At 69.1% G+C, this 9,265-nt stretch carries 14 protein-coding genes; all 14 read right to left on the bottom strand.

What is annotated here, in order from left to right; genetic code table 11:
- Nucleotides 1-195: 195 nt before the first annotated feature.
- The 14 genes from ACK4TT_RS02375 to ACK4TT_RS02440 all read right to left on the bottom strand — a co-directional run bounded on the left by ACK4TT_RS02375 (nucleotide 196) and on the right by ACK4TT_RS02440 (nucleotide 9,244).
- Nucleotides 196-408, bottom strand: coding sequence for a hypothetical protein (locus tag ACK4TT_RS02375; protein WP_410212294.1), 213 nt, complete (start codon nucleotides 406-408; stop codon nucleotides 196-198).
- Nucleotides 408-587 carry a hypothetical protein gene (locus ACK4TT_RS02380; protein ID WP_410212295.1) on the bottom strand — a complete coding sequence of 60 codons (180 nt, stop codon included), beginning with the start codon at nucleotides 585-587 and terminating at the stop codon, nucleotides 408-410. Before ACK4TT_RS02380 ends, ACK4TT_RS02375 begins: the two co-directional genes overlap by 1 nt.
- Nucleotides 584-805, bottom strand: a complete 222-nt coding sequence (locus ACK4TT_RS02385) for a hypothetical protein (protein ID WP_410212296.1) — start codon at nucleotides 803-805, stop codon at nucleotides 584-586. The genes ACK4TT_RS02380 and ACK4TT_RS02385 overlap by 4 nt, the downstream gene beginning before the upstream one ends.
- Nucleotides 805-1,491 (bottom strand): hypothetical protein, encoded by a 687-nt coding sequence (locus ACK4TT_RS02390; protein ID WP_410212297.1) that lies wholly within the window; start codon nucleotides 1,489-1,491, stop codon nucleotides 805-807. Before ACK4TT_RS02390 ends, ACK4TT_RS02385 begins: the two co-directional genes overlap by 1 nt.
- Nucleotides 1,488-1,877 carry a hypothetical protein gene (locus tag ACK4TT_RS02395; RefSeq protein WP_410212298.1) on the bottom strand — a complete coding sequence of 130 codons (390 nt, stop codon included), beginning with the start codon at nucleotides 1,875-1,877 and terminating at the stop codon, nucleotides 1,488-1,490. Before ACK4TT_RS02395 ends, ACK4TT_RS02390 begins: the two co-directional genes overlap by 4 nt.
- A complete protein-coding gene (locus ACK4TT_RS02400; protein WP_410212299.1) occupies nucleotides 1,877-2,080 on the bottom strand; it encodes a hypothetical protein in 204 nt (67 codons plus the stop codon). The genes ACK4TT_RS02395 and ACK4TT_RS02400 overlap by 1 nt, the downstream gene beginning before the upstream one ends.
- 18 nt (nucleotides 2,081-2,098) lie before the next feature.
- Entirely contained in the window at nucleotides 2,099-2,311 is a 213-nt protein-coding gene (locus ACK4TT_RS02405) for a hypothetical protein (protein WP_410212300.1), read from the bottom strand.
- 27 nt (nucleotides 2,312-2,338) lie between these two features.
- Nucleotides 2,339-3,079 (bottom strand): hypothetical protein, encoded by a 741-nt coding sequence (locus tag ACK4TT_RS02410; protein ID WP_410212301.1) that lies wholly within the window; start codon nucleotides 3,077-3,079, stop codon nucleotides 2,339-2,341.
- Between the two features lie 1,150 nt (nucleotides 3,080-4,229).
- Nucleotides 4,230-5,984: a phage terminase large subunit gene (gene terL / locus ACK4TT_RS02415; RefSeq protein WP_410212302.1), complete on the bottom strand. Its 1,755-nt coding sequence runs from the start codon at nucleotides 5,982-5,984 to the stop codon at nucleotides 4,230-4,232.
- A gap of 121 nt (nucleotides 5,985-6,105) precedes the next feature.
- Nucleotides 6,106-6,375, bottom strand: a complete 270-nt coding sequence (locus ACK4TT_RS02420) for a hypothetical protein (protein ID WP_410212303.1) — start codon at nucleotides 6,373-6,375, stop codon at nucleotides 6,106-6,108.
- On the bottom strand, nucleotides 6,372-6,593 hold the full coding sequence (locus ACK4TT_RS02425; RefSeq protein ID WP_410212304.1) for a hypothetical protein: 222 nt from the start codon (nucleotides 6,591-6,593) through the stop codon (nucleotides 6,372-6,374). The genes ACK4TT_RS02420 and ACK4TT_RS02425 overlap by 4 nt, the downstream gene beginning before the upstream one ends.
- A 26-nt stretch (nucleotides 6,594-6,619) precedes the next feature.
- Nucleotides 6,620-7,063, bottom strand: coding sequence for a DUF1353 domain-containing protein (locus ACK4TT_RS02430; protein ID WP_410212305.1), 444 nt, complete (start codon nucleotides 7,061-7,063; stop codon nucleotides 6,620-6,622).
- Nucleotides 7,060-7,341: a hypothetical protein gene (locus tag ACK4TT_RS02435; RefSeq protein ID WP_410212306.1), complete on the bottom strand. Its 282-nt coding sequence runs from the start codon at nucleotides 7,339-7,341 to the stop codon at nucleotides 7,060-7,062. Before ACK4TT_RS02435 ends, ACK4TT_RS02430 begins: the two co-directional genes overlap by 4 nt.
- A gap of 7 nt (nucleotides 7,342-7,348) precedes the next feature.
- Complete coding sequence (locus ACK4TT_RS02440; RefSeq protein ID WP_410212307.1) at nucleotides 7,349-9,244, bottom strand: discoidin domain-containing protein; 1,896 nt, start codon at nucleotides 9,242-9,244, stop codon at nucleotides 7,349-7,351.
- Nucleotides 9,245-9,265: the final 21 nt, after the last annotated feature.

A 9,265-nucleotide genomic window follows, 5' to 3' on the forward strand; every position in this document is an offset into this window, starting at 1 on the left:
CGAAGGCGACCAGGGCGAGGGCCAGGAAGATCCAGCGGTGGCGGTCCATCATCGGCCAGCCTCGCGCACCGCATACCGGCCCCCGCAGACCATCCGCAGGGAGCGAGCAGCCTGCGCGGCAGCGCGGCGCGAGCGATAGGCAGGCAGCCCAAGGGAACGCCCGTAGGCGTCGGTCACGATGAACATCGGTGTCTCCTAGTGCAGGGTGGCGAGGAGGCGGTCGGCCTCGGCGTCCAGGCGCTCGCGCGCCTCGGCCAGGGCGAAGGCGTCCCCCTTGCAGCGGTACATGGCGCGGTGCGCGCGGCGGGCGCGCTCCCGCAGTTCTCGGGCCGCCTTCAGCGGCTCCATGGTGCGGGCCTGGGCGATCAGCTCGTCGGTGGCCCGCCGGATCGACAAGGCGTCTTGCATCAGGCCTCGACCTCCAGCTCCTCGCTGTCGGTCGGGCTGCAGTCGGTGCCGCAGCTCGGGCACTCGTCGTCCACCTCGCAGGACCACTCGTCGTGCCAGGTGGTGCCGCAGTCGCACTCGTAGCGGAGGGCGAGCCAGTGCCCGTCCTCCTCGTACGCTCGGCGGTCGAAGGCGCTCATGCCTCCGGTCCCTTGATGGCGGCCAGCACGGCCTCCGCTCGGGCGCGCCGAGGGTGTTCCTTGGCGAGCGCCATGGCGTAGAGCGTGAGGGCGCGGACGATCACGTCCACGTCCTCGTCCGTGAACAGCTGGCGCATGATGAGGTCGATGTTGTCGTCCATCCCCTCGTCGATCAGATCGTAGATCGTGGGGTCCTGGTCCTCGGCGTAGCGGGCCATCAGGCAGCCTCCATCAGGCCAGCTTCGGCATCCCCGCCCCATTGCTCGGCCATTGCGCGGGCGATGCCTGGGAAGAAGCGCGAGCGTTCGCGCCAGCGGGTCTCGGCGTTCTTGCCCCAGCCCGAGGCGCGGTGGATGCGGGACCACCGCTTGTGTTCCTCGGTGCCCGGCTCGGGCGGCGTCAGGGCGTTCGTCGGGACCAGCGGCGGCAGGCCGCGTAGGTACAGTCCGGTGGACTTGAAGACCGGCTCGCCGAACCACCAGGGCTGCACGAACTGCGCGGGCGGCTGGTAGTTCGCGATCCGCTCCTTCGCATGCCGGTGCATGATCGGGTTCTCGACGCAGACCCGCTCGATGGGAGCGTTCCAGAAGGCTGAGAACAGGGCGGCCCCTTCCTCCAGCTCGGCCCACATCTCCTCGCTGGTGCGGCCGGGCGGGGGCGCGAACAGCCAGCGGACACCCGAGTTACAGAGCCGGGTGCAGGGCGGGTGAGCGACCATGAGCAGGTCCCACCCGTCGTTCAGGTAGGCGCGGGCATCGCCCACGATGTGCTTGTTGCTGCCATCCTCCGCAGGCAGGAGGTCGCAGCTCCAGGCGTCGTGCCCCAGCGCGGCGAAGGCGCGGCGCACGGTGCCCGAGAACTCGCACGCCACGAGGACGCGCAGCGGCTTCTCAGCGATCTTCATTGGGCGGTTCCCCATGCTTGGCATCGGCCGTCCGCACCCAGGCGGACGACATCGGCGGCGCGGACAGGCGCGCCATCGGCGGTGAAAGAGGGTCCCTCGTAGGGATTGTAGCGGAGCCGCTTCCCGGCCCGCTGGTAGTCAGGCGCGGCGGCCAGGACGTGCCCGACGACCCCCGCGTGGACGTACTTCTTGCGCTCCCGCAGGACGCGCTGGCGCACCTTCTCGGAGACCCGGAACTCGCAGGCGGCGAGCGCCACGTCGTCAGCGTGCGCGATCACGCGGCCCCGATCCGGCCCGTCCAGGGCGCGGAGCGACCAGCACCCCTTGTGCAGGTTGCGGTAGGCGTAGACCCGGCGGCCGGGCGCGGCTTGGCTAGGGCGGCGCATCAGGCAGCCACCGCCCAGCGGGCGGCCTCCGACCACAGGCGCTGGCGGGCGATGCGGGCAGCCTCGGCGGCCTCGCGATCCCCGAAGGCGGCCACGAAGCGCCAGCCCGGCCCGTCGCTCTGCAGGAGATCGAAGGTCGGGCCGTAGCGGCGGCCATGGGCGTCACGGGTGGGCGCGTTCTCGCGGATGCGGAAGCGGGGCATCGGCTTGCTCTCAGGTTGTCAGGCGTTGGGGTCGAAGCGGCGAAGCCAGCGTTCGGCCTCGCGCTTGAGGCGGCAGCCCACGTTCGGAAGCCAGCCGTGGGCTTCGGACCATGTGTAGACAGTCCATTGGTGTGGCTCGCGCACGGCCAGGGCCAGGATCGAGCCTTCGTTGTCCACGGCGGCCATGCGATCGCCGTAGAACAGGACAGGGTTGGACAGGCGGGCAGCCATGGGCGAACCTCTGGGCTAATGCAGGTTTCAGGCGGCGGCGGCCACGCGGCGCACGATGAAGCGCCGGGCGATCGCGCCGTGGGCGATGATGACGGGCGAGGCCTTCGCCTTGGCGGCGGTCCCCATGCAGGCCCGGCAGGCGGCGCAGTCCGTCCGGTATCCGGCTTCCTTCGAGGCCGGGCAGACGAACTCCCGCTTGGGCTCCAGCGGTTCGGCCGTGGCGTCGGCGCGGACGCGGAACGTGCGCCAGCCCGCAGCGCGAGCCTCCAGGGCTTCCTCGGGGCTGTCAGCGGACGCCATGCAGAGGCGCTGGAAGCCGGGCTCGGCGACCCGCCATTGGTGCGTGTAGCCGGTCCAGCCAGCGGCCTTGAAGGTCACGTCCAGCCAGAGCGCCAGCGGCGCGGCGGCCGGGTCACCGTAGGACCCCAGGCGCACCATGCGGCCAGCGAACAGGTCGGCGAAGGGCGCGGCCGGGCGGGCATAGACCCCGCGCCGGTAGGCGTTCCAGACCGAGAGCGGCGCTTGGAAGACCTTGACGTAGCAGGACCCGCCGTTGGCCGGGCGGTGGATGCAGTCGCCACAGACGCTCGCGTCCTGGCCCGTCTTGACGGCGACGTGCGGCGGCACGTCCTGGCGCATGATCCAAGTCTGGACCATGGCCCCCGTCTTTTCGTTCCGGGTGCGGCCATCGAGGCCGGTAGCGATCACCACGATGGGCGCGCCGTCGAGGGCGCTAGGGCCTTCGTACAGGATCACCCCGTTGGACATGTTCAGGCTCCCCTTGAGACTGTCAGCGGAACCGCCCGCAGGCGGCTCGGCAGACAGCCTCCCGGCCGCCCCGAAGGGCAGCCGAAAGGCTGGGTTAATGCAGGTATTGGCCAGACGTTCGGCGCGGTTGGCTACGGCTCTAGCGGGATGGCGCGTGTCCCCGTCCTTCGGAGGCTTCCGCCTCACAGGCTCTTCGCCTAGCCCGTTGCCAATCAGGGGCGCTCGGTGGGCCAAGTCGTCGGGCCTTCCGGCCCTCTCGGCGGTGGCGGTGTCGCCGTCCGTCGATGGCCCCAAGATACGGATGCCGAAGGCGGGGTCAACCCAGTATCTGGGCTAACTCGATCACGAAAACGTGAGCAGGAAAATCAATGGCTTAGCCCTCAGGAGACCCCTCAGGGCCGCCACTCGTGTACGCGCGAACGCGCGGTCAGTCGGTGAGCCCCTCAGGCCCCCATCGCTCAAGCTGGCGGTCCATCCCCGCATCCCAAGCGTAGACCATGACGGCCGGTAGCCCGCCGCACGAAGCGCAGCGCCAGAACCCACGCCACTGCAGTTCCTAGATGGTCCGCGCAGGGTTGCCCAGCACGTCGTCCGCAGCCTCCCAGCGTTGCGCCCCGCAGCGGCAGCCGATCAGGAACCGCACCCCCGCGCTCCACACACTCGCCCAGCGTCAGCATGCGGGCAGCCTAGCAGGCGGCCCCAAGGGCGGCCAGCAGGGCGCACCCAGGTCGAAAAAAGCAGGGCAGCCCAAGGGCGCGCTCGCACTCATCGGCCGCCCAGCGGACACCCAGCGGCACCCACTAGGCCGCCCAGCGGCTCGCCTCTCGGCTCCACTGGCACAGCCTGTGCCATCAAACCTGAGGCTTTCCAATGGGTTGGCATCGGCACGGCCGCCAATCGTGCCAGGGTGTATGCCTCCAGGCCGCCCAGAGGGTCGGCCCGGCGGGCCTGAGACCACCACCCCCTACGGGGGGAAGTCGGGCGCTCGTCCCCACGTATGGGGTTTCGCGTGAGTGACCCCCAAACGATTGAGGGGGTGGCCCCTTGAAAAGAGACCACCCCTCTCTACGTAATACCTATAGGTATACCTAAGGGTCTTATACCTGAGGTTTCTACCTCATCATCCTCCCACCAGAGTATCCCCTGAGGGTCACCAGCTGATCCTCCTTGAGGCTCCCCTGCGGGCTGTCCTCCGGACTTGCCTTCCGGCTGCCCGGCGGGGACCGTTGGCCTGGCTCTGGTAGTGGTGGCCGAGGATGGTGCCCTTGAAGAACTCCTTCTCCCAGGCCTCGTCCTGCTTCCGCTTCCAGGCCTCCTCGGCCTTGAGGGCGTCAGCGTTCATGTGGTCCGCCCAGTGCTTGACTGCGGCGGCCAGGACTTCGACCCGGTCGTCGTGCCTGAGGGCTCCCCGCTGGGAGGTCAGGTGGGTCAGCTGGTAGAGGCCCCGGCGGATCACCTCGGGGTTAGCCAGGTCGGTGCGGACGACGGTGGCGTCGATCACCACCCGGTGCTGGGCCAGGGCGGGCTCCAGCGCGCTGAGGATGCGGAGTTCCTTCTGGCCGGTGACCTTATACCCCTCGATGGGGGTGGGTCGGCGGCGGGTCACGTACGGCTCCAGCAGGCGGCGGAACATGCCGTCGCCCATGTTGTCCTCGCACATGATGAGGTTGGCCTCCTCCTCGGCGGCGATGTCCGCCAGGGCTCGGAGGGTCTCCTCGCCGAAGCCGTCCCTGAAGCCGCCCCAGCGGCGGACGAAGACGTAGCCGTTGAGGAACTTGGTCACGCAGTAGCCGGTCTCGTCCCGGCCCCGGCCCGAGGGGTCCACGTACATCACCGACCCGGTGAAGGGGACGAAGTCGGGGGACACCCACATCGGGCGGCAGAGGCGGTCGCCGTCGAAGCCGACGTTGGCGTAGTCCTTGAGGACTTGGTCAGGGCCGCTGCCCCACACCATCCGCACCGGGGCGACCTTCACGTCCACGTCGAGGACGATCAGGTTGCGGGTCTTCAGGGGGAACTTGTCGGCGTCCGAGAGGGACGTGTCGAGCTGGTACTGCAGGAGGAACCCGGCCTCCCGGTACTCCTCCTCCCGCGACAGAAGATCGAGGTCGGAGAAGCGGGCGGGGTCGGTCGGCTTGCCGCCGGTCTTCGTGCCGACCGGGATGGCGAGCTTCGGGTCCGCCTCTAGGTCGGCCAGCAGGAGCGGCGCGAGGTTCCCCCCGTAGTAGGCCATACGGTCGGCCGTGGGGTACCTGGCGGGCCAGATGCGGATGTCGTAGCCGCGCTCCCGCATGCCCCGGTAGATCGACTCGTGGGACTGCGGGGTGCCCAGCCAGATGATCTCGGAGCCGGGCTTGGCGATGGCCGCGTACTCGGCCGTCAGCTCGCGGAGCTTGTCGCGCATCGCCTCGGTCGCGGAGTTCTTCGGGACCTCCACGTCGTCCGAGATCAGGATGTCGGAGCGCGAGCCGGTCAGCTGGCCGGTGATGCCGACCACCTTCACCGAGGGCGACTTGTCGGGGACGCAGCAGCCCACGTCGAAGGCCATGGTCGAGGACCGCTGGCCGCGCTGGGTCCGCAGCTCGGGCCACAGGTCGTCGCCCGCCGGGTGGTCGATGATGAGCTTGATGAGCGTGGCGTTTTCGAGCGCCAGCTTCTCGTTCGCCGAGACGATCAGGATCTTGAGGTTGGGGTTCTTCCAGAGCCGCCACACCACGTAGCAGCACGTCAGGAAGGACTTGCCGACGCCCCGGAAGGCCTGGATGAACCGCTTGAGCGGGCCGCCCTCTAGGTACCGGGCGATGTCGAGCTGCACGCGCGTCGGCTGCGGCAGCATCAGGACGTGCGTGAACACGTACCAGAGGAACTTCAGGAAGCTCCTCTGGAGGATGTCCTTGGAGTTCATTCGGATGGGGCTGCGAGGCCCGGTTTTCTGGGCGTGCAGGCCCCTCAACGGGGGTGGCAGCTAGGGTAGTACCTGCGGACCCGTGAGGGGCCTGGAAGGCTGGGAAAACGCGGCCTCTGGGTTAATGCCGAGACAGGGCGACCTCATCGAGATCGAGGTCGGCCAGCTGGGCAGCCAGGCGGTCCACCTTGGGGGAGGACGCGGGGGCGTTGACGCCGTTCTGCGCCAGGAACTTCAGCACCTTGTCGAGGAGCTGCGGGTTCACCGCGCATTGGGGGTTGTCGGGGTTCTCGCGGGCGCGGGTCAGGGCGCGCTCCAGCTCCTCCCGCAGGCTGTCTGCGGCGAGCCCGTGCAGGAGGTCGAGCAGCGCCTCGGAGGCGCGGCCGGTCACTTACCGAACCCCAGCCAGCCAGCGACGGTCGCGCCGAGCGCCGACACCGTGGCAGCGGCCCCCAGGACCCAGGCGCGGTCCCGCTTCAGCGCGGCCACGTCTTCCTCGGTCGCGTCCTGGCGGGCCTCGATCTTGGCGAAGCGCGCCTCGTTCTGGCGCTTCTCCTCGGCCTGGTTCAGGAGGATCAGGTCGATCTTCCCAGAGATGACACCGAGCATGTAGCGCGGGCCATTTTCTTGAGTCTTCACAACGGGATAGTCCGGTCTTTTGAGGTGGCGGGTAAGACCAGCTCGTCGGGGTTACGGCGGGCCTTGGACTTGTTGGTCCTCACCGCATTGAAGAAGACCTCGCGCCAGAAGGCGGGCGTGCCCTCGGCGTACATGGCGGTGAGGAAGATGGCGTCGGCTTCGTGGCGCTCGAAGCGCGGGTCCTCGCACAGGAGGTCGTGGACCGCAGCCGACTTCAGGGTCTTCTCGATGACGGACTTGGGGATCGCCCAACGGACGATGCCGGGGATCGAGGGACCGTCCGTCAGGAAGCCCTCGGGGACGTGGACCCACAGGCTGGAGCCTTTGTAGCCGATGTAGAAGTCGAAGCCGTCCCCTTCCGCGCCACGGATGGCGTAGAGGGGACGACCTTCGTCCTTCTCGCCGGTCGGCTCCCACGCCGCAGCAGTGAAGCTACTCACGCCAGGAGAGCCTCGGCCTCCGTCTGGGTCAGCAGTTCGGACGCGACGAGGTACTGGACGCCAGCCAGGGTGTCTGGGTCGTCGAGGTTAACCTCGATGGTGGCGGCCAGGAGATCGAGGAAGTCCTCGATGTAGGGGTCGGTCTTAGCCGCTTGCCGCACAGCGATCCGCGCTGAGGCCGCCATTCGCTGCATGAAGACGACCTTCGGGATGTACCGGCGGACCCCGCCGGGGGCCGTGAGGCCGCCCAGCGAGGCGTTTCCGATGATGGTGGGCATGTGTGTATTAGTTCCAGAGGAAGGCGACCGCCCCGACTTCCCAGGACCAGCCGGACGCGCCGACCACGCGCCACCTCATCGCCGTTCCGCTCGGCTGGGCCGAGAGGTCGGTGTTGAGGGCCTCGTAGACGGTGAAGCCGGATATGGCCTCACGGGCCGTCAGGGTGAGTTTGGTCCACGTCGCGCCGTTATCCCTACTCACGTAAGCTGCGAGGTCGCTGTTGAGCGTGAAGGCGGCGCTGGCCTTGGCGATTACCAGCGCGCTGGCCTTCGTGGGAGACGCGAGGGCCGTGTAGGCAACCGAGCGCAGGTCCAGGGCTCCTGCGGGCGTCGGCTCGGTACTGAACCGAAGCTCTTGGACACTATAGACACCGCCAGAACCGCCCGCGCCAGCCTTGGCGGTGATAACGAGGCGGTAGTAGCGGTACGCGCCGGGGTTCGCGATGGTGAACTCGCGCTCGCCCGCAGACCCCGCTGCCCACCCAGTCTGGTCTGAGCGACTATCGACGGTCGTCCACGTAGAGTTGTCGTTGGAACCCTGGAGGTTCCATGCCGCTGGGGCTAAGGAGGGACCAAGGACGGCGATGTAATAGCGGGTCCAGGCCTTCTGGACCGTGAAGTCGCGTTTGATCCAGTGGCCCAGGTTCCCGTCGTTGCTGAACCAGGCGTTGCCCCCACTATCCGTGACATAGCTCCCGTCGAAGGCCATGTACGCCCCGTATCCTGGGTATGCAGACGACGCCGAAACGGTCGAGTCGCCGCTGGTGGCGTTCTGGACGGAGGCATCCCCCGGCACGGCGGGGGTGTTCTTGAACAGCTTACCGGTGCTGTCGTAGACCTCGCCAACAGACGCCGCCGCGTCCACGCCGTCCTGGTCCACGAAGTCGTCCGTCAGGCCGTTCGGAGTGCCCCACTGGTTCGCCTTCAGCTCCGCGATGGCGAGCATGATGCGCATGATCGTCTTGGGGTCGGAGGCCGACGACGCCAGCTCCACGAGCTGGGTGTCGTGCGCGTCCACGCGACCGTCCAGGGTGTCGATCTGCGCCTGAAGGGCCGGGCCATCCACGCTGGCAGCTGCCGCCTGGGCGTCGATCTTGGCCTGCTCGGCGGCGGCGCGGTCTGCGGCCACGAGGGCCTTGTCGGCGGCTACGGTGTCCACGTCGGCGGCGACCTGGGCGGCCTTGTCGGCCACGTCAGCCTGCCTCGCGGTCACGTCCGTCAGGACGGCCTCGACTGCGACGCGGTCGGTCGCCACCTGGGCGGCGTCCTCGGCCACGTCTTGGATGCCCGCCAGAGCCGCCTGTGCGTCTGCGGCGGCCTGCTGGGCGGCGATCCGGTCAGCGTCCACCTCGGCCTTGTCCGAGGCCACCTGGGCGGCATGGGCGGCCACCTGGGCCGCTTGCTCGCCCACGCCCTGGACCTGCTCGACGGTCGTCTGGATAGTCGCCAGGATCTCCTGGGCGTCGGCGCGGGCCTGCTCGGCCGCCTGGCGGTCCGCGTTAGCGTTGGCCGCGTGGGTGCCCGACTGATCGCGGTAGGAAAGCGCCAGGTCGCGAGCAGCGATGGCCGCGTTCATCGCAGCCTGCGCCGCCTCGCGCTCGGCGACGACCCCGGTGGACGCCGCGATGGCCGCGTCTCTGGCGGCCTCGGCCGCCGCGACGGCAGCCTCGGCCGCAGCGGCCGGGCCGCTGACCATGTCGGCCAGCAGGGCCGGGCACTCGATGAGAACGTCCTCGTCCTCGTCGTAGGGCAGTGGGTAGCGACCGTCGCCGCTGGGTCCCCCGGTGGGGGTCCCGGTGACCCAGGCGGTCCACTTTCCGTCGCGGGTCTCAGCCCAGTCGAGCAGGTTGGAGATGCGCTGGGTCAGCAGCGCCGGGGTGGCGCTGGGGATGGTCTCAGCCATCAGGGTTCCTTGTTGGGGGGG

Origin of the sequence: Phenylobacterium sp. (genome assembly GCF_046463815.1) — a bacterium.
Taxonomy (GTDB): domain Bacteria; phylum Pseudomonadota; class Alphaproteobacteria; order Caulobacterales; family Caulobacteraceae; genus Phenylobacterium.

Excerpts from the sequence above, each read along its gene's own strand:
- ACK4TT_RS02395 (WP_410212298.1), bottom strand. The coding sequence starts at position 1,877 with ATGCGCCGCCCTAGCCAAGCCGCGCCCGGCCGCCGGGTCTACGCCTAC.
- ACK4TT_RS02440 (WP_410212307.1), bottom strand. The coding sequence starts at position 9,244 with ATGGCTGAGACCATCCCCAGCGCCACCCCGGCGCTGCTGACCCAGCGC.
- ACK4TT_RS02390 (WP_410212297.1), bottom strand. The coding sequence starts at position 1,491 with ATGAAGATCGCTGAGAAGCCGCTGCGCGTCCTCGTGGCGTGCGAGTTC.
- ACK4TT_RS02380 (WP_410212295.1), bottom strand. The coding sequence starts at position 587 with ATGAGCGCCTTCGACCGCCGAGCGTACGAGGAGGACGGGCACTGGCTC.
- ACK4TT_RS02425 (WP_410212304.1), bottom strand. The coding sequence starts at position 6,593 with ATGCTCGGTGTCATCTCTGGGAAGATCGACCTGATCCTCCTGAACCAG.
- ACK4TT_RS02435 (WP_410212306.1), bottom strand. The coding sequence starts at position 7,341 with ATGCCCACCATCATCGGAAACGCCTCGCTGGGCGGCCTCACGGCCCCC.
- ACK4TT_RS02410 (WP_410212301.1), bottom strand. The coding sequence starts at position 3,079 with ATGTCCAACGGGGTGATCCTGTACGAAGGCCCTAGCGCCCTCGACGGC.
- ACK4TT_RS02375 (WP_410212294.1), bottom strand. The coding sequence starts at position 408 with ATGCAAGACGCCTTGTCGATCCGGCGGGCCACCGACGAGCTGATCGCC.
- ACK4TT_RS02405 (WP_410212300.1), bottom strand. The coding sequence starts at position 2,311 with ATGGCTGCCCGCCTGTCCAACCCTGTCCTGTTCTACGGCGATCGCATG.
- terL (WP_410212302.1), bottom strand. The coding sequence starts at position 5,984 with ATGAACTCCAAGGACATCCTCCAGAGGAGCTTCCTGAAGTTCCTCTGG.
- ACK4TT_RS02400 (WP_410212299.1), bottom strand. The coding sequence starts at position 2,080 with ATGCCCCGCTTCCGCATCCGCGAGAACGCGCCCACCCGTGACGCCCAT.
- ACK4TT_RS02385 (WP_410212296.1), bottom strand. The coding sequence starts at position 805 with ATGGCCCGCTACGCCGAGGACCAGGACCCCACGATCTACGATCTGATC.